This is a genomic window from Rhodocytophaga rosea (assembly GCF_010119975.1).
In the GTDB taxonomy this organism is placed as follows: domain Bacteria; phylum Bacteroidota; class Bacteroidia; order Cytophagales; family 172606-1; genus Rhodocytophaga; species Rhodocytophaga rosea.
On sequence record NZ_CP048222.1, the window covers coordinates 1,987,477 to 2,007,343 of the forward strand.

The following is a 19,867-nucleotide window of genomic DNA, read 5'->3' on the forward strand; positions in this document are numbered from 1 at the left end:
TAATTAAATTGTATATAGTTTGTAATTTGGTTGTATTGTTTCAGGTGGTATGACTTTAAAAACGAAGCATATTTATATGTTTGTAACCCCTGTATAGTAGTAATCACACAAAACAAATTTTTTGTTTTCAAATCCACCTATATATTATACCATCCCGCTTATTTATTCGACATTCCGGCAGATTATTCGACAAAGCCGGATGGCCGAGCGAACCCGGCCAACGGTATAACAGAAGAGCCTATTGGTATAAAAAAGAGCATAAAATCTGTAAGCTATTTCCGGATTCATTAATTTTAAAGATATTTCTCTTTTAATCAGGCTTATGCAATCTTTTGTTCAGCGCAATCGGGTGGTGTTGTTGCATGTTTCCTTCTGGTGTGTTTACTTATCCTTCTTTATCTTCCAGATCAGCCGATTTGAATTTACCTGGCAACGTATTGCTACTACCACCAGCCTGGCTATGACTTCTACCATACTGATTGCATACCTGAATTATTTTTTGCTATTGCCACGTTTTCTGGCCGGAAAAAATGTATGGAAATACCTGTTGGGATTTTTAGCAGTATTTATGTTCTTCATTGCCAGCCGTCTTTACCTGGAACGATGGCTTATTGATGGATATACCTATCAGGAAAAATATTTATATACGCCCCGGTTTATTGTGCAGATATCAGCTGTGGCCTTATTTATTGCCATTTTTGTAGCGATGCTCCGTTTTGCAGAACAGTGGTTTGAGCTGGAAGCCAGGAAAAAAGAGGTGGAAAACGAAAAATTAATGGCTGAACTAAATTTCCTCAAGGCACAGATTAATCCGCATTTTTTATTTAATACCCTCAATAACTTATACTACCTGGCTTTTACCCAGTCGCCTAATACTACAGAGGTGATTGCCAAACTTTCGCAGATGATGCGCTATATGATTTATGATTCGAATCATCCCAAGGTTATGCTCAGTAAAGAGATTGAATATATGCAGAACTATATCAGCCTCGAAAAGCTGCGTTTGAATAATCAGATACCGATTTGTTTTAAAATTGAGGGCAGTCCGGACCAGATATTGATTGCGCCCCTGATTTTTATTACTTTTCTGGAAAATGCATTCAAACACGGGGTAAGTAATAACCAGTCAGGCTCATGGGTGAAGATTTCTATCTGCATTAATGGGAAAGAATGTGTATATAAAGTAGAAAACAGCAAAATTTCTTCAAACGGGCAGGCACATACAGGAAAATCAGGCATTGGCTTACAAAATGTGCAACGCAGACTGGCCCTGAGTTATCCCGGAAAATACGAGCTTAAAACCAACGATTTGCCCGACCGTTATAGCATACAACTTAACTTGTTACTCAATTGATTCTCAAATGTTTAATCGTAGATGATGAACCTCTGGCCCGCAACCTGCTGACTGAATATGTAAAAAAAATACCTTTTTTGCAGTTGCTTGATGCTTGTGCCAGTCCGATGGCTGCCATTGAGGTACTCCGCAATCAGCACGTAGATTTGCTGTTTCTGGATATTCAAATGCCGGAAATTACCGGAATCAGTTTACTTAAGATCCTTCAGAAAAAACCCCTTGTGATTCTTACCACCGCTTATTCAGAATATGCCCTGGAAGGCTACGAACTGGATGTGGTAGATTACCTGATGAAACCCATCACCCTGGACCGTTTTCTCCGGGCGGTAGATAAAGCCAGCCAGCGTTTATCTGGCTCCGCTCCTGTATCTACTCCTGCTCCGGAAAGAGTACCAGTTGAGAATACGCCTCCGTTTATTTTTGTAAAAGATGGCACTAAGCTCCTGAAAGTGAATTTGAAAGATATTTTATATGTAGAAGGGCTGAAAGATTATGTAGCCATTTACACCCGTCAGCAGAAAATTGTGAGTTTGCAACGGCTAAAATCCCTGGAAACCCAGCTGCCTGCCGACCGTTTTATCCGGATTCATCACTCGTATATTATCTCTCTGGAAGCAATTGATGCCATCCACAAAGAAAAAGTACAAATTGGACATACCTATATTCCGATCAGTGATTCTTACCGCAAACCATTTAAAGACTTTATAGAGCGCAACCAGATTCAACCGGACTAAGAGAACTGAAAAGACAGAATTGATAAGCATTAGACTATCAAAATTATACATAGCATTCATTACCGGCAATCAGACGCTCACTTATTAGCAATTCTCAATTTACTTATAACCTTGGTAATGTTAATCCGCCATCTACCATAATTACTTGTCCGGTGGAATATGGAAAATCTCCTTTTGCCAGAGCGGCTACCGCTTTTCCTACATCATCGGGATAGCCCCACCTTTTCTGTACACATAATCCTCCCTCAATTAATTTATCATACTTCTCGGTAACGCCAGCCGTCATATCCGTTTTAATCACGCCCGGACGAACCTCATAGACCGGAATATCAAATTCTCCTAATCTGGCGGCAAACAGTTGGGTAGCCATGCTTAAACCTGCCTTTGCAATGCAATATTCGCCCCTATTCACAGAAGCTACAGTAGCCGAAATAGAAGATACATTGATAATACATCCCCAGAAATCATTCGCTGCTTTTTTCTGCGCAATCATCCAGTTGGCAGCGGATTGGGTAAGAAAATAAGCTCCCTGCAAATTGGTCGTTAGCACATATTGGAAACTTTCTTCCGTAGCTTCCAGAATATCCCGGCGCTCTTTGGGGGCTACTCCTGCATTATTTACCAGCACATGCAAGCGGCCATAGTACTGCCTGATTTTTTCCAGCATTGCTTCTCTGGCTTCTCTGGAGGCAATATCGCCCTGGCAATAGATAACTTCTGCTCCCAAGTTCTGTAGTTGCATAATGGCATCTTTTACAGAATTCTCCTTCCTTACCCCATTAATGGCCAGATCGAATCCATGTCTAGCCAGATGTTCGGCAATACCCAAACCTATTCCCCGGCTTCCTCCGGTTACAAATGCTACTTTTTTCATGTAATTATGGTCAACTGATATTCAAATTAAATCCGCTAAATCTTTTCTTCATTAGCTTTAGTCGAGTCATTAAGAGCATCATCAATTTCCTTTTTTATTTCTTTTATCTTTTTTTCACTAAATCCAGTCAGAAACGGAAGTCTTGCTTTACTCCCCGATTTGTATTTTACATTAATATAAATGTAATTATCAGCCATCAGCACTACTATTTTTTCTGTTGTTGCACCCCACTCTTTTTCTGCTTCAGCTACGATTATGTATTTTTTGATTTCAATAATGGTCCACTGAAGTTTTTCTATTACTTTTTTTGTAAGAGCTTTATTAGTAGAGGCATCTAAATTTGTTTTGATGGCTGACAGCTTGTTTTCATATATGAGTTTATAAGAGCCATAAAAAAGTAATATGCCACTACTCATAAAAATTACTACCCACCCCCATGAAATTGGTCGGTTTTTCACAACATCAAAACCAAGGCTTAGAAAAAGCATCCCCCATACACATAAAATGGGAAAAAGTCCTAATCCAGCACTTGTTATATCATCCCAGGCTTCTCTACCAACTAACTTTTCGGCTCTGATTGAATCATATATTTCTCTTTCGCTCATTATTCATCAAAGCTTTTTATGTAGAAGAATGCTTATTTTAACTCATCCACATTCACCCAGCAGCGTTTTTCCCAGCTTTCAATACCTTTTTCGGCCAGTTGAACACCTTTGGCTCCTTCATATAAATTCCAGGGAAACGGTTCATCTTTCACTACATGTTTAAGGAATAATTCCCATTGGGCTTTAAAAGCATTGTCGAAAACTTCCTGTTCCGGTACTTTAGCCCAGCCATCAAAAAACTTAATGGGCTGCTCAATATCCGGGTTCCAGACCGGCTTGGGAGTATTGCCATAATGTTGAATGTAGCACTCCCGCAATCCGGCAACTGCCGAACCTTTGGTGCCATCAACTTGAAGTGTTAATAAATCGTCTCTCCGCACCCGTACGGTCCAGGAGGAATTGAACTGGGCAATTACGCCTCCTTCGAGTTCAAAAGTAGCATAGGCGGCATCATCGGCAGTGCATTTATAGGCTTTGCCTTGTTCGTCGATGCGTTCAGGAATATGCGTAGCACCAAGGCAGGAAACGGCTTTTACCTTACCAAATACATTATCCAGTACATAACGCCAGTGACAAAGCATGTCTACGATAATACCTCCGTCATCTTCCTTGCGGTAGTTCCAGGAAGGCCGTTGCGCCGGAATGGTATGTCCTTCAAACACCCAGTACCCAAACTCCCCACGTACAGACAGTATTTTTCCAAAAAAGTCATTTTGAATGAGCCGTTTCAGTTTTAAGATGCCTGGAAGCCAGAGTTTATCTTGCACTACGCCATTTTTCAATCCGGCTTCTGTACATAAAGTGTATAATTCCAGAGCAGTTTTGGCATCTACGGCTGTAGGTTTTTCACAATACACATGCTTACCAGCTTTTACGGCTTTGCGTACCCCCTCTGCCCTTCGGCCAGTGGTCTGGGCATCGAAATAAATGCTGTAATAGGGATCATTCATCGGCTCATCTACATTGGTAGTGATCTTTTCCACCCCAGACATTTTGCTTAGCTTTTGCAGTTTATTTAAGTCACGGCCTACCAGAATAGGATCAGGCATGATGGTTTCTCCCGGACCGACTTTTACGCCGCCTTGTTTAATAATTTCAACGATGGACCGCATCAGGTGCTGATTAGTACCCATCCGGCCGGTAACGCCGTTCATGATAATGCCTACTTTGTGTTCCTTCATGGAAATGGTGGATTAGGAAAATTTAGAAGATTAAAATCTATTTATGAGTATTTATGAGTATTTCAGATACGATTCCTTGATCTTTTTCAGAAATTCCCCCTGGTCCTGCGACCAGTAGATGTTAGAAAATATTTCTACTTCATTAAAACCGATAAAACCCGCTTTTTCTACCCAGCTCCGTATCTGCCGGATGTTGATACATCCCTCTCCCATTAGTCCCCGGTCGTTGAGCATATCCAGCGTAGGGGTTTTCCAGTCGCAGATGTGGAAGGCAAAAAGGTTTTCATTTTTTCCGCAGCGGTAAATTTCCTGCTCTAGTTGAGAATCCCACCAGAGGTGATATACATCTACGGCCACACCCAGCCAGGGCGAATTGATTTCCTCCGCCATATCATTGGCCTGGGCTAAAGTATTAATGGCAGAACGGCTATCGGCATACATCGGATGTAGTGGCTCAATGGCTAATTTTATGCCTGCTGCTTCCGCATACGGCAATACCGCCAGGATACCATCTTTTATCTGCTTTCTGGATACTTCTAGAGCCTGGCTGGGTACAGCGCCACACACCAGAACAATTAAGGGTGCACCGAGAGCTTCAGCTTCATCTACGGCTTTTTTGTTATCGTCAATGGCTTTTTGTCTACCGGAAATTTCAGTATGCGGAAAAAAACCGCCCCGGCATAAAGAAATGATCTGCAAGTTGTGTTCCCGGAGCATCTGTCCGGTTTGTGCTATATTTCTCCCTTGTAAAGCATCCCGCCAGACAGTAATGCCACCAATACCTTCCCTGGAAAAACTTTTAGCAGCCTCCTCTATTGTCCAGGGTTTGGTAGTAATCGTATGGATGCAGAGTTTCGAAAAGTCAGTCAGTGGGCTTGCACTCATTGTACACAGGAATAAAAAGTATAATAGGGTTCTTTATTGATCATGCGCTGCACATACAAAGCCAGTTCCCGCATATGGTAATCTCCCCACATGCTGGATTCCCCGTAGGGAATTTTACTCTCTTCCGGCACATAATCCCATCCATTGGGACGATGATAAATAGAGTGCAGCAATAAACCCTGGTGGTTGGGGTCAGTACTCTGATAAGGTTCATCAAGCAAGGTATTCAGTACAGTTAATCCTGTTTGCGTATATTTTTTCCCATCCTCAGCTTGTCCTTTACCAGACAGATATTTACCCAAACGAAGTAAACCCTGGGCGCCAATAGCAGCCGCAGAACTATCTACCGGTTCAAAATCATTATAAGGATCAGCCGGGCGTTCTGAATAATCACCTAATTCATAAAGATTTGGAGCACCGGTATCCCAGTAGGGAATACCATCGATAGGTGTATGTTCAATATAAAAATCGCAGGTAGCTTTAGCGGCTTTCAGCATAAAAGTTTCTGTCTGCTTACGCCCACCGACTATTTCCAGCTCAGCATCTGTAATAGTTTCCAGGCATTCCAGTTCTTCGGCAAAGCCACACATAGCCCAGGCCAGTCCACGGGTCCAGGTAGTAAAGCCGGAATAGCCTTGCTGGGAGTTGGGGCAACGGAAATTTCCATCTTTGGTATTAAACACACTTTCATGAGCCGTCCGTCCCCAGATATCATAGGAATCCCGGCCTTCTCCATAGAACACGGAGTAATCGGCAGTCGCTTTTATGTGTAGCAGTGCCCGTTCAAGCAGGTTAATTTTTACATCGTTTTCAGCCTGGAATACATGTCCTAATAAATGGCTTACTACCAAAGCCCGGCAAGAACGGATGGTATCTACAAAGAGGGAATGGGGTCCGTTGAAAGAATGAATGAAGCCTCCGTTTTTAATATTTGTCCACCGGCTGGCTTGTACAGCTCCGGATATTTTAAGCGCCAGTTCATAAAAGTTCTTTTCCCACTCATTATAGTCAGTTTTACCTTCGTGCATCAGGCGCAGCAGGTTTCCGTAGGTACTCACATTATTAAAACCATGGTCGTGCACACCAATGTGGCTGATGTGCGGAGCCATTACTTCCAGCGTTTTTTTCCGGCCAGACTCCAGAAATTCTTTTTCCCCGGTGGCATCGTATTGCAAAATAGCCGAACCAAACTGAAAACCTTGTGTCCATTCCGTCCATCCGCGGGTGCTGTACTTCCCTTTTACTGTAAATACAGGGGAACCTTTAGAAACATCATAGTTTTTGTTGATGAGCTTGATTTTATTGCCGGAGAGTTCCCAAAAGGAAGTGAGTTTAGATAAAAGATCTGAAGCTTGCAGGTGGTGATTAATTGCGATCATTATACATTTTTAGGCTGAATGAAGGCAAAAAGTAAAAGAATTAATTCTTAAAATGCAAAAGCTTTTTTCAAAGCAGAGAAATTACTATTCATTATTTGATAACAGGTTATTGGCTTTATAATTTTTGAGTATGTGATCTGGGCAAGCCCATGCAGATTTTTCACAGTAAAATAGCCTATACAGATTTATAAAAACACTTATGGTAAAGCAATGGACATACCCTATATTTAATATATATGTAGAATTGCAGGATAAGGCCAATCTTCTTTTAAGTATTTAAGCGTCTACCGGGGATTGTAGAAATAAAGACGTAGATTAGCAAGAAAAGCCATGGGTAATTATATAGAATTAATTAAAATCTCACAAGAGGATACTCAGATTCTGATCGAGTTAAAAGATACCTTCAATACGGATGCCCAGGAAATGAATCTAAACTGGCCCAGACTTTCCATGGAGAAAAGAAGAGAGTTATGCAGCAGATTGAAAGCCAAGCAAGCTCAGATATCCTCTTTAACTCTTATATAAAAAATGTCCATCTGAGCCATATCAGGAATGGTAATGTATGCCAATGATTGATTTATATATTAACAGGCAATAATTGATTTTGCTTTAAAGATAGTTTTCATTCAATCATTCCTCTCATTCAAAATTTACACTACATATAGTTTCTGCCAGTTAGTGCTTCTCAACAGGAAAATTATTTAACAGAGGGCTTTTTTATACCTTTTGTATTGTCAATTTTAGAAAATAATATTTATTGAAATTGTTCATACCGGGAATCAGATTTAAGTCTAAGCAAGGCAACTAATTAAGATTCAGAAAAGAATTGATCCGCCAGCGTAACTCTTTGGTTATTTGCCGTGTTGTACTCATAACTGTCGATTCAAGAAACCATGAAGTATGAATATGCAAGAATTAATAGACTAGGTAATGTGATTGTGATCCTGCGTGCCGATGAAAAAATCTACCTAGAGGATGCGCAGGCTTTCTACTTCCATTTTAAAGTTCCAATAGGGATTGTAAATCAAGGCGTACTAACAGATTTCTTCCCTAAACCCTACCCATTATTATTTGATAGAGTGGGCGATTTATCCCGGTATGAGTGGAAGGAAATTGTATTAAGTTTATAAAAAGGTGTGATGCCTGGAGTTTTCCCATTATAGAGCATTAAAAACTGAGTAAATAAGGATAAAAGAGTATTTGCTTTACAAAAAATAATACCCAGCTCTTAGAAGATCAGCATTATTAAATTAGTTTCTTCAGAAAACAAACTTTTTTTCAACTTCCTAAGGTAAAGCCAATGGTGGGAGCATTTGGGAATCCCATTGCTGATAGAGTGCTTTTAACTGAGCTAATTTTTGAGGTTGCTGATTTTTTACATCATATTCCTCACTAGGGTCCAGGGCCAGGTTAAACAGATACTCAGCTTTCCCATCGTGCAGGTATTTCCAATCGCCACTGCGAAAAGCTTTTTGCTTAGTCCGCTGGAAAGTCCGCCAGGCTAATTGCCGTGATTGCAATGATACCTTTCCCTGACAGACAGGCAATAAATTCATACCATCTAAGGGGTAATTAGGATGGGCTGTCACCCCGGCTGCTGCCAGAATAGTCGCCGTCCAATCCATAGAAATTACCACCTGCTTAGATTCTTCCCCTCCTTTTAAAGCGTTTGGCCAGCGAACAATTGCCGGTACTCTAATGCCTCCTTCCCAAAGTTCCATCTTTTTTCCCCGAAATGGTCCCATTTGCGAAAATTGTTCTCCTCCATTGTCACTTGTAAAAATTACCAGGGTATTTTCCTCTAATCCATTTTGGTGTAAACTAGCCATAATCTGGCCAATGCCCGTGTCTAATCGCTGTATCATCTGGGCATAGATTTGAGCAGATCCTCCGCTTCTCCAATCCAGTGAGTCTGCATAGGGTACATCACTGGGTCCTTGCCATGGCCAATGGGGAGCTGTATATTGTAGACTCATAAAAAAAGGCTTTGGGTGTTTCTGAGCTATAAAAGCTACCGCTTGCTCAGTAAACAGGTCTGTCAGATAACCTTTACGCAGGATAGAATCTTGGTTGTGATACAAACCGGGTTGATGAGATACATAGTCAGCGGCTCCCTCCAAAACGCCGTAGAACTCTACAAACCCGTGTTTATTTGGATGATGTTGAGGCTGCTTGCCCAGATGCCATTTCCCGATCAGTACCGTTTGATAACCATTTGCCTTTAGCATAGAAGAGACGGTAGCCTGTTCAGAGGTGAGGCCCATCTGCTCATCCATTCCCTGCCCGGTAAGAGGTTCCCATAACCCCACCTGGGTTCTAGCCGGATAACGACCTGTGATGAAACCTGTTCGGGAGGGCGTGCAAACAGGAGCTGCTGCATAGGCCTGTAGAAACCGTATGCCTTGCCTGGCAAATTTATCCAGGTTGGGTGTCTGATAATCGTTTCTACCATACGAACTAAGGTCGCCATAGCCCATATCATCAGCCACAATATAGATGATGTTAGGTTTTGAAGGCAAAGGTTGCGCCTGAGTTACTGTAATAAAACAGCAGCAAAAGAAGATGACATACCAGAAACGGCTCATAGGTTATGGCTCATAGGTTTTAGATTTAATTCTGATTGATGATAGGTTTCCATAGGTAGGCTTATCCCGTAGGAATAGGAGTAACAGGCAATAACTGATTATTTCTTGGCACTTAAATGTTATGCTAAGCTTAATTGAGTTGTATAGGTATAATTTTTAAAAGAGAAGAAATAAAAAGGAGGTGAATGTTGCAAGATGAATAGTCAGCGTATATGAACCTATGTCGACTAACAACTTAATTCTGCATATTATTATGTGCAAAACAGTTCTTACATGTACCCTTTCAATAAACCACATAGTTGATATGTAATGCTTATATCAGGCTATTAGGTGGTAAGAGCTGTATCTAATGCAGATAGCATTGCAAGGAGCGTACTAGTGGTTTGAAATAGCTCAAATGCATACCTTCGTCGTAGCTCCTTATATAAATAAAGCAGATATTTTTTCTTTACATTCTAGCAAAGAAAGCCAAACCAAGAATATAAGTACCTTTCAAGAAATCAGCTATTTTATCCAACTCCCGCTTAAGGAGGGAAATAAAGTATGAAAGCCGAAATTTTGTTAAGCCGCTATTGCGAAAATTAATAGATTTTTCTGTCTATCTGGCTAGTACTAATTTTTTTGAGTCTACACTTTTTCCATCCACAAAGAGCTTGTAAACATAGGTTCCTGCCGGAAACATACTTGCCGTCAATACTACTTCTCCTGCTGTTTTCCCGGTTATATCTACACTGTGCAGCTCTTGTCCGGTTGCAGAATATACTTTAATAGAAGCGCTCATCGCTGAAGCTGGCATGGTATATTTAATCACGGTAGTCTGATTATAGGGATTGGGTGCATTTTGCCACAACCTGGCTTCACTATTATTTGACTCTGGAGATCGTTTTAATAATAATTCTTTAATAGCAGCTAATTCTTCTTTGATAGCAGAAACTTCCTCTTGTAAGGTGAGGTTTTCCTGTTTCAATTCCTCATTTACCACTTTGAGCTCCTTCACAGAATTGACCAGAATATAGGTAAGGGCATTGGCATCATAATCTAAATATTCTTCTTGCTTGCCTGTGCTATCCTGATAGATGAATTTACCAATCATATAAGGCGCAATTGGCTGAATTTCTTGTGCAATTATGCCTACATACTCCGTCTCTTGGGACATGCCTGCTTTGCCGTTATAGCGATATTTGACAGGCTTTATCTGCTCAAGAACTTCTAATCCATCTTTGAAAGGGGTAATATTCTGCTTTAACCGTTTATCGGAGGCTACTATCCATACATTACTGCCTGGTTTAGCTGCCATTCCATTCACATGCAAGCGGTACGCAGGGGCGGATGTGCCAATGCCTATATTGGCATGAGCCGTAGCTCCATTTACACCGCTGATAGAACCAAGAATTAATGAATTAGAACGGCTTACATATGCTTTGTAGCCAATAGCGCCTGCGTTGGTTAAGGTGCCAGTTGACATATTGGCAAAATATCCTACGGCTGTATTTCCTATCCCTGTTGTATTAGCTCCGCCAGCCGCATACCCGAAAAAACTATTATTATTTCCTGTAGAATTCCCATAACCTGCACTATAGCCAACGATGCTATTATAGGCTCCCGTAGTATTTTTATACCCTGCAAAGCCGCCAATAATATTGTTAAAATTTCCGGTTGTATTAGCATTTCCCGCCTGGTCACCAAAGAAGTTATTGCCAGTTCCGGTGGTGTTGTTGGCGCCTGCATTATAGCCTACAAACGAGTTTCCACTACCGCTTGTATTATCTTCACCGGTGGCATACCCAAAGAAACTGTTGTTGGTAGCTGACGTGCTTGCATAGCCCGAGCGATAGCCAAACAGAGAATTGCCATTTCCGGTGGTTAAGAAATATCCGGCTGCATACCCAAAGAAACTATTGAAATTTCCGGTCGTGTTTCTACCCCCGGCTTCACTGCCAAAGAAACTGTTATTTCCACCGGATGTATTTGCTCTTCCTGCCTGATAGCCTGAAAAGGTATTATTTCCACCAATATTATTGCTTAAGCCAGACAGATAACCTACAAAACTGTTATTATATCCGGTTGTATTTGACTGCCCGGCAGCATAACCCACAAAACTATTATAGCTGCCAGTGGTATTATACAGGCCGGCAAACGTTCCCAGAAAACTATTCCACCGGCCGGTAGTATTACTGTAGCCAGACTTACTGCCAAAGAAAGCATTGGAAATGCCTGTGGTATTGTTAATGCCAGACTGGTTTCCCACAAAACTATTGTCATACCCAGTGCTATTTTTTAAACCTGCCTGATAGCCTGAAAAAGTATTATAATTGCCTGAGGTATTTCCTGTTCCGGCGTAATAACCCATAAAACTATTGTAACTGCCAGTTGTATTATAATAGCCTGCATAGCTCCCCACAAAACTGTTGAAGCTGCCAGTTGTATTCAATCGTCCGGCCTGATGCCCTATAAAACTATTGTGCTGGCCGGTGGTATTGGCAGCACCTGCATAAAAGCCAATAAAACTATTAGCGCCTCCGGTCGTGTTGGCATTTCCGCTGGCATACCCGAAAAAACTATTATTAGCGCCTGTACCATTGGCATATCCTGAACCATATCCAAAAAAACTATTGCCGGTACCGGTTGTATTGGCATATCCACTGGCATACCCAAAAAAGCTGTTGCCGCTGGCAGTGGTATTATTAATGCCTGAATAACTGCCTACAAAACTGTTATAGGTGCCAACCGTATTGTTTTGTCCGGCTGTATATCCCAGAAACACATTGAATGCGCCGTTACTATTATAGTAACCAGCCAGTGCCCCGTTAAATGTATTGTAATTACCGGTTGTGTTCCGTTGCCCGGCAGAGGAGCCGTAAAAGCTATTGTAACTACCGGCTTTATTGTACCAGCCTGCGTAAGAGCCTACCAAGGTGTTATTACTACCTGTATTACTGCTGCCAGCCCCACTACCAGCAAAATAATTATTCTGTGCCCATGCAACCTGTGTTAGTAACAGGGCTGCCAGCGTTAAAAAGTGTCTATATGGTTTCATAGGGAGTTATTTATAAGGGTATATCTGAATGAATAATTATTCAGGAGAGTGTATAATGTGCTGCGGAAACAGTGTGCAGCTTTTGACAGGTAAATGTGCTGTTTTATATATAATGGTTCAATAACCCCTTATACACAATTTGCTAGGCTAAAAGTGCACGTAACTGTACTGGAAGCAGTTTTTTCTATTTATAAAAAATGTATGTGCCCTTTTATACAACCACCTGTAGAGATCCTGACTGTATATGGTCAATTATCTGGTGGTAAAAGGTAAGAGGGCATATACCGGATAAATAGATCAGCAGTAATTCCTTATGTTGTAGACCTGACCAAAAATCGCTCTTTTACCTAATTATATCCGGTAAAAAAACTCTGCCTTGATAGTGAGAAAAGGAAATTTAATATTTGATAATTTGTGCCCGTATGGCTTTTGCTACCGCTTCCGGGCCACATTGAACATGGAGTTTCTGGTAAATATTTTTCAGGTGGCGCCGCACGGTTTCAATCGAGATCGAAAATTCAATCGCAATCATACGGTAAGTAAATCCACGGGCCAGTAATTCTAGTATTTGCTTTTCGCGGGAGGTAATATGGTATTCATTCTCTTGTACGCGCAGGGGCTGATGAAATGTTTTTAACACCCGGCGGGCAATACCTGGCGACATGGGACCTCCTCCTGCATATACATCCCGAACCGCCTGAATTAAATAGAGGGATGAATCTTTTTTTAGTAGATATCCATCAGCCCCATTACTTAAACAGGCAAAAAGTTTGTCATCGTCATCAAAAACGGTATGCATCAGTACCCGTATCCCGGCATCAAATTCCTTTACCAGACGCACACCTTCTATGCCATTATAATCCTGCATATCAATATCCATAATGATTACATCAGGACGGGTATGACGAATTTCCCTGGCAATATTACGGCAATCAGGATACGTTCCCACTATATGCAAGCCCTGCGTATTATCAACCAGTAGTTCCAGTAACTCACGCAGTTTGTTATTATCTTCATAAATAGACACATTAATGGGGGGCATGTCCATATTCTTTTCTTTAGGATGATCTAACAATGAACTAAATTAATATATTCTTGTCAATAACCCTTTAGGGTTAGGCAGATATTGGAAACGAAAGTTGCAGCATGGTTCCCTCCCCCGGCGCAGATTGAATAAGCAGTGTGCCTTTTAAATTTTCGGCCCGTTTTCGCATATTCCGAAGCCCGTTCCGCTCCGTATACAAATGCGGTTCAAAACCAATCCCATTATCGCGAATCACCAGCTGAAGGCAATGCCGTTGGAGGCTGATCTCCACCCATGCCTGCGAACATTGGGCGTACTTAGCCAAATTATTGAGGGCTTCCTTAAAGATCAGGTAAAAATCCCTGCGCTGTTCCATAGAAAGTTTTACCTGTCCATAATAATCAGGGGCATTCATTTTATAGGCAATTCCTTTGGCTTCCAGCAATTCGGAGGCATACCGGGTCATTCTGGCAGTCAGGTGGGATAAGTCATCATTTTTTGGATTAATGCTCCAGACAATATCGTCGAGTGAACTGCTGATCTGATTGGTTTCTTCTACCATCCGTTCCAGAAAAAGGGCTGAGGGGTGTTTTTCCTGGAGATTCTTCTTTGCCATCATCCCCATAATACTGATACCACTCAGAGAAGCGCCAATTTCATCATGCAGATCAGCTGAAATGCGGTTTCGTATCTGTTGCAATCGTAAGAGTTGATTGATGCGGTACCGGTAAAGTGCATACAAGATAGCGGCTATGGCAGCTACAATGAGCAGCCGGAACCACCATGTTTCGTAAAATGCTGGTAACACAACAATTTGAATCCGCAATGGATTCTGGTTCCAGTTACCAAATGCATCTCCTGCCTTTAAATACAAAGTATAAGTATCTGGGTCGAGATTGGTATAATAAGCCAGGTGATTAGAACCGATATAATTCCAGTTTTTGTCGAATCCCTCCAGGTAATACGCATATTGATTGTTCTGTAATTTACTATAGTTTAAGGCACTAAAATCAACACTAAATGCATTGTCAGAGCGCTTCAAACGGACAGGCCGGGAGAAATCAAAGTATTGTTCTTTTTCATGAATCTTAAAGGAGCTTACCGCAACAGGAGGAGGCACAGGCTGCCCTGATAATTTATCTATCTTTAACAAATTAATTCCATTTTTTTGCCCGATAAACAGTTCATTTCCGGCATGAACAAATAACCGTTGGAGGGTATTATTACTAAGCAAACCATCGTTTACGGTAAAGCGCAAGAGTTTTTTGCTGACTGGGTTGTAATAGTGTAAGCCTTCATAATTTCCAATCCAGATATTGCCCCATTTATCCTCTGCCAGTCCGCGGTTTTCCCGGTCAGAGAGGCCTTCTTTAGATGTGAGCACCGTCCGGATAACACCATTTTTGTCTGTTTGTGTAATACTGCCCCAGCGGGCCGCCCAGATATTGCCATTGTGGTCTTCCAGCAGTGTATTCACAGCCGGGTCCTGATTACGCAAAGCTGGATGCGGCGTATCAGCGTATACAAATTTTCTTTCTTCTTCATCTACATAATATACCCCCTTATAGGTACCCAGCCAGACCCGGCCCTGTTTATCTATCCGCATATCATTGATCAGGTTATTTCCTTTGATCAGGTCCAGTTGAGTCTGGCTATCCCAGGGAGAAACTTCTTTACAGGAAGCTGAATCCAGTACATGAATGCCTTCGTCTGAATTACCGATCCAGAGCCGTTTTTGCCGATCAAAAAATCCATACATAAAAAAAGGTACCGAATAATACTGGTTGGCGAGCCGGCTAAGCGGTGGATTCAGAAACTGCTTATTTTCAGGATTAAATACTATAATACCCGGCCGTTTATATCTCCACTGGTTAACACCTATCCATATCTTTCCATCCTCTCTTTGTATCATCCAGCGTGTTTCCGGAGATGATTTTTCTGGTGGAAACTTAAATAGCATAAAATGATTTGTCCGGCGGTTCCATTGCAACATACCTGTATGGGATAATCCCAGCCAGAATGTTTCGCCTGACGGATCCGTTTTATCCGGCAAAAATGTATTAACCACAACCGGAAAATGTACAATGCCATCCGGAATAGCTATGGTTTGGATTAAATTACTTTTGGGGTTATACTTTAATATTCCATCCGAGGTACACACCCATACAATCCCTTCCGTTTTGTCTCTGAATATATCGTGTACTTCATAGGCATCAGGAAGCAGGTGAGAAAAGCGGTAAAACTTTTTCTGCTCAGGCCGGAACACACCTAATCCCTCATGATCGCCCCACCACACAACAGGTTTTCCATTTTCGTCATAGCCTGCCTCCACACTGTTAATGAAACTGGATGGGCTCTCATTAGAATAATTCACATAATTCCCCGTTTGTGGATCGTATTGGATTAATCCGTAATTATGTGTACCTATCCAGAGTATGCCCTGCTGATCCATGCAAGCTTGTGTGAATACAATGGGTAGCCTCCGTTTTGGGTCCTGTGCATCAGCACCTAATACACAGACCAGTGTATCCGCCTGGCGGTCGTAGCGGAATAAGCCATTATCACGTCCAATGACCCAGAGATTATGCTGGCGATCTTCGATAAAAGAACCTTTTACCCATACATAGGTAGTCTGCCGGAAAGGATAATGTTTAAATTTTCCTGTTTTTAGATCCATGCAGCTGACGCCATACCAATTGCTGTACCAGCCTTTTCCATAAGAATCGATGAAGAAGTACCCGGTTTGCTTATTAGAGGCTTGCCTGTCGGAACTCGGAATGGCAGTCATGTTGAGTGAATCAGCCCCGATCTTGCAAATACCGCTCCGGTCACTGGCCAGCCATATATTATTATCCTTATCGGCAGCTAATCCTGTTACCAGGTTAGTTTCAAAATCCAGGAAGTTTCTGAAACTGGCTCCATCATATCTGGTGGGACAAAGCCTGGTTCCAAACCATATAAATCCTTTTTGATCTCTAGCAGCAGAAAACACGGTATTGCTAGGCAAACCATCTTTGGTAGTAATTACTTCGAAAGAAACAGATGGCAGCTGCGCCTTACAGCTAACAGAGAACAGGTGAAGTAGAAAAAACACTAACCCCACACAGATATTTCTACTGATCATATTGCCGGAGTTAAATTTTTAAAGTATCCCAATGGAAAAACAGCTAAGAAAATAGCAAAAAGTTTTCACATAGTAATTGTATAAGTTCATTTTTTAATTGAAATGTATACAATTACTTGTTGAAAGGATTATTTTATAAAGTCAACAGATCGTTTTCATTTCCGGATTCTATACTATTATTGGAGCTTATTATCTTATAAAGTAATATTTAGTACTAGGAGCCAGATAGTCAAAGCAGAATAGGGAATAGAGATTTAATGATCATGAAAAGCTTCTTTCAGCTCAATATCCTGAACCTGATTAGATAGGCTGTTGTAAATTACTTCTGCATAATATTTATCCAGCCAATACATGTTTACGGTAGTCTCTCCTTCAAACTTGCTATCAACAAACTTTCCATATTCACATACATATTGAGCTTGTTGCTGAAGAGGAAGTTGTCGTAATTGGAGAGGAGAAAGCATAAAAAGATAGGAGTTAAAAGTACATTTAGTAATCAGATCACACCATATTCTAAAACTTAATTGCATTACAGAAGTAATTACAACTTTATTCTTTGCATTAAGGGTTCAAAGAAGTATCTCCAGTATGGCAGGTATTCATAACCGGCAAACAATTTAGCTTTTACCCCGCCAGGTCAGGCTGTATAAATCCGTCCGTCTGTCTTTCAGGTTCTTCACACTTCCATTTATATGCAATTCTTTCAACAGATCCAGGTTCACGTCTGAAATTAGCATCATTTCAGCATTAGGGGTAGCTTCCGAAACAATCGCATTGGTAGGAAAAGGAAAATCAGAAGGAGAAAAAACGGCTGACTGTGCATATTGAATATCCATGTTATTTACTCTCGGAAGATTACCTACACTGCCTGCGATGGCCACATAACACTCATTTTCAACGGCTCTCGCATGCGCGCACAAGCGTACCCGGTTATATCCGTTCTGTGTATCTGTCAGAAACGGAACAAAAAGCAAATCCATTCCCTGAGCGGCAAGCAAGCGGGGAAGCTCAGGAAATTCTACATCATAACAGATCAGAATACCGATTTTGCCACAGTCGGTTTCAAATATTTTCAGCGTATCTCCCCCCACCACACCCCAGTGATAAGATTCATTCGGCGTGATATGTAATTTATACTGACTATCCCAGGTTCCATTGCGGCGGCATAAAAAGGCTACATTGTATAATTTCCCATCCTCATACAAAGGCATACTTCCGGTAATTATATTCACATTATAATTGACCGCAAACTCGCAGAACTTATTTCGTAACTGCTCAGTATAGCCTGCCAGCATCCGGATGGCGGCCGATTCGGTATACTGATTAAATGCAGCCATCAATGGAGCATTAAATAACTCAGGGAACAAGATAAAATCCGATTTGTATCCACTTACGGCATCTACAAAGAACTCTATCTGCTCGATCATGGCCTCTATTCCCTCCACCGTACGCATCTGCCACTGGGCAATACCAATTCTGACCACTGATTTTTTGTCACCAACCTGCTTTTTATTTTCTTCATAATAAATATTATTCCATTCCAGCAAGGTGGCAAAAGCTTTAGAGTCAGAATCGTAAGGCAGGTAATTAGTCAGGATCTTCTTTACATGGAAGTCATTGGCAATCTGAAAGCTGAGAATAGGATCGTATATTTCCCGCAGTTTTACCTTTTCTATATACTCTTTGGGAGTCAGTTTATCGGCATAGGTTATAAAGCCAGGTATGCGGCCACCGGCAATAATAGATCGTAAATTCAGATTCTCGCATAATTCTTTTCTGGCATTATACAGCCTTCTACCTAAGCGCATACCCCGGAAACTGGGATGAATAAATACATCAATGCCATATAATACATCTCCATCAGCATTATGGGTAGTAAATTCATAATTTCCGGTAATCTGTACGTAGGTGTGGGTGTCTCTAAATCTGGAATAGTCAACAATCAATGACAAGGCACAAGCGATTACTTTTCCATTCAGTTCAATGCATAATTGTCCTTCCGGAAAAATTTCGAGCAGTTTGGCAATATGTTTTGGCTGCCATACACCACCCATTCCGGAATAGGCCAGCTCGGCGGCCTCTTTTATATCTGGATAATCTGAAATTTCAAGATTTCTTAATTTGATGGTATACTCAGGGGTAATAATTTTGGTGGTTTCCATAAAGAATAAAAAGCTGGTTGATGTGCCAGCAAGGTAACGGTAATGCAGGGGGCATACGTTCAAATAAGCTTACATAAAGAAAGGAGGGCAGAGAATAACGTCCACAAAATGCCGGTTCAGATCTGTCCCTCTTTGAAATAAAACGATTCAAAAGATTAATCACCTATGTTGATAATCCTTCAACACAATCTTCTTATTTAGCCAACTTAGAATACTTTTTTTGCAGCACAAAAGACCATAGCCACGTAATAGGCCATTTTACAATTTTTTCAGGTCTACTAAGTAAAAAAATATGATAAAAATAAAGTACTCACACTATCAGTTTTACCCTGACCGCATTCAGTCCTTTTTTACCCATTTCTGTTTCAAAGCTTACTTTGTCATTTTCTTTTACCGGATTTATCAGTTCATTTACATGCACAAAAATACTTTCCTGTGTCTGGTGATCTTTAATGAATCCATATCCTTTCGATGTATTAAAGAAAGTGACGGTGCCTTTCCTGATTACATCTGCTGCCGGCGCAGCGGTTTGTCTGGCCACACCAATCTGGATATTTTCTGTCTGAATGAGAGGCTTTTCTTTAGGATCTACAGGGGTGGAAGAAATATTGCCATTTGCATCTACATAGGCCAGCATTTGCTCCAGATTTTTTCCTTTGTCAGAATTAGTTTTACGTTCTAGTTTCTTTTGCTCTTTATCCTGTTTCTTTTTTTGCTTTAGCTTTTCTTTTTCTTTCTTATTAAATCCTTCTTGTGATTTACTCATTTTGTATAGATAAGGTTGTTTAGTTGTTTTGATGATTTGTATCTAATCTAATCAATAGTGGGAAGATACTATAATTTTTCAGTGCTTACAAATTCTGATAAGTCATCCTTGATAAGTAAAGAATTAGAAGATAATTGGATACACATTATAGGCGGTG

16 protein-coding genes are annotated in these 19,867 nt (G+C 41.0%); 4 read left to right on the forward strand and 12 right to left on the reverse strand.

Annotated elements, in window-relative coordinates:
- Positions 1-322 precede the first annotated feature (322 nt).
- Both GXP67_RS08395 and GXP67_RS08400 read left to right on the forward strand, forming a co-directional pair.
- The gene (locus GXP67_RS08395; RefSeq protein WP_162442727.1) at positions 323-1,354 is read left to right on the forward strand and encodes a sensor histidine kinase; all 1,032 of its coding nucleotides are present in this window, start codon (positions 323-325) and stop codon (positions 1,352-1,354) included.
- Positions 1,351-2,088 carry a LytR/AlgR family response regulator transcription factor gene (locus GXP67_RS08400; protein ID WP_162442728.1) on the forward strand — a complete coding sequence of 246 codons (738 nt, stop codon included), beginning with the start codon at positions 1,351-1,353 and terminating at the stop codon, positions 2,086-2,088. The genes GXP67_RS08395 and GXP67_RS08400 overlap by 4 nt, the downstream gene beginning before the upstream one ends.
- A gap of 103 nt (positions 2,089-2,191) precedes the next feature.
- Here GXP67_RS08400 and GXP67_RS08405 read toward each other — a convergent pair whose 3' ends face one another.
- From GXP67_RS08405 to GXP67_RS08425, 5 genes are read right to left on the reverse strand one after another with little or no spacing between them, the layout of a single operon-like run.
- Entirely contained in the window at positions 2,192-2,962 is a 771-nt protein-coding gene (locus tag GXP67_RS08405; protein WP_162442729.1) for a 3-ketoacyl-ACP reductase, read from the reverse strand.
- 35 nt (positions 2,963-2,997) lie between these two features.
- Complete coding sequence (locus GXP67_RS08410) at positions 2,998-3,567, reverse strand: hypothetical protein (RefSeq protein WP_162442730.1); 570 nt, start codon at positions 3,565-3,567, stop codon at positions 2,998-3,000.
- A 32-nt stretch (positions 3,568-3,599) separates the two neighbouring features.
- Complete coding sequence (locus GXP67_RS08415) at positions 3,600-4,748, reverse strand: Gfo/Idh/MocA family protein (protein ID WP_162442731.1); 1,149 nt, start codon at positions 4,746-4,748, stop codon at positions 3,600-3,602.
- Between the two features lie 51 nt (positions 4,749-4,799).
- Complete coding sequence (locus tag GXP67_RS08420; protein WP_162442732.1) at positions 4,800-5,633, reverse strand: sugar phosphate isomerase/epimerase family protein; 834 nt, start codon at positions 5,631-5,633, stop codon at positions 4,800-4,802.
- Positions 5,630-7,012 carry a glycoside hydrolase family 88 protein gene (locus GXP67_RS08425; protein ID WP_162442733.1) on the reverse strand — a complete coding sequence of 461 codons (1,383 nt, stop codon included), beginning with the start codon at positions 7,010-7,012 and terminating at the stop codon, positions 5,630-5,632. The genes GXP67_RS08420 and GXP67_RS08425 overlap by 4 nt, the downstream gene beginning before the upstream one ends.
- Positions 7,013-7,342: 330 nt before the next feature.
- On the opposite strand from GXP67_RS08425, the gene GXP67_RS08430 reads away from it, so the two are divergent.
- The gene (locus GXP67_RS08430) at positions 7,343-7,537 is read left to right on the forward strand and encodes a hypothetical protein (protein WP_162442734.1); all 195 of its coding nucleotides are present in this window, start codon (positions 7,343-7,345) and stop codon (positions 7,535-7,537) included.
- 368 nt (positions 7,538-7,905) lie between these two features.
- Positions 7,906-8,142, forward strand: a complete 237-nt coding sequence (locus tag GXP67_RS08435) for a hypothetical protein (RefSeq protein ID WP_162442735.1) — start codon at positions 7,906-7,908, stop codon at positions 8,140-8,142.
- A 156-nt stretch (positions 8,143-8,298) separates the two neighbouring features.
- Here GXP67_RS08435 and GXP67_RS08440 read toward each other — a convergent pair whose 3' ends face one another.
- The 7 genes from GXP67_RS08440 to GXP67_RS08470 form a co-directional block, all read right to left on the reverse strand.
- On the reverse strand, positions 8,299-9,597 hold the full coding sequence (locus tag GXP67_RS08440; RefSeq protein WP_162442736.1) for a sulfatase-like hydrolase/transferase: 1,299 nt from the start codon (positions 9,595-9,597) through the stop codon (positions 8,299-8,301).
- 598 nt (positions 9,598-10,195) lie between these two features.
- Entirely contained in the window at positions 10,196-12,634 is a 2,439-nt protein-coding gene (locus tag GXP67_RS08445) for a tail fiber domain-containing protein (RefSeq protein WP_162442737.1), read from the reverse strand.
- Positions 12,635-13,031: 397 nt separating this feature from the next.
- Complete coding sequence (locus GXP67_RS08450) at positions 13,032-13,682, reverse strand: response regulator (protein ID WP_162442738.1); 651 nt, start codon at positions 13,680-13,682, stop codon at positions 13,032-13,034.
- Between the two features lie 67 nt (positions 13,683-13,749).
- A complete protein-coding gene (locus tag GXP67_RS08455) occupies positions 13,750-16,782 on the reverse strand; it encodes a sensor histidine kinase (protein WP_162442739.1) in 3,033 nt (1,010 codons plus the stop codon).
- A gap of 254 nt (positions 16,783-17,036) precedes the next feature.
- Positions 17,037-17,246, reverse strand: coding sequence for a hypothetical protein (locus GXP67_RS08460; RefSeq protein WP_162442740.1), 210 nt, complete (start codon positions 17,244-17,246; stop codon positions 17,037-17,039).
- Positions 17,247-17,399: 153 nt separating this feature from the next.
- Positions 17,400-18,944, reverse strand: a complete 1,545-nt coding sequence (locus tag GXP67_RS08465; protein ID WP_162442741.1) for a bifunctional GNAT family N-acetyltransferase/carbon-nitrogen hydrolase family protein — start codon at positions 18,942-18,944, stop codon at positions 17,400-17,402.
- A gap of 310 nt (positions 18,945-19,254) precedes the next feature.
- On the reverse strand, positions 19,255-19,710 hold the full coding sequence (locus tag GXP67_RS08470) for a cold-shock protein (RefSeq protein ID WP_162442742.1): 456 nt from the start codon (positions 19,708-19,710) through the stop codon (positions 19,255-19,257).
- Positions 19,711-19,867: the final 157 nt, after the last annotated feature.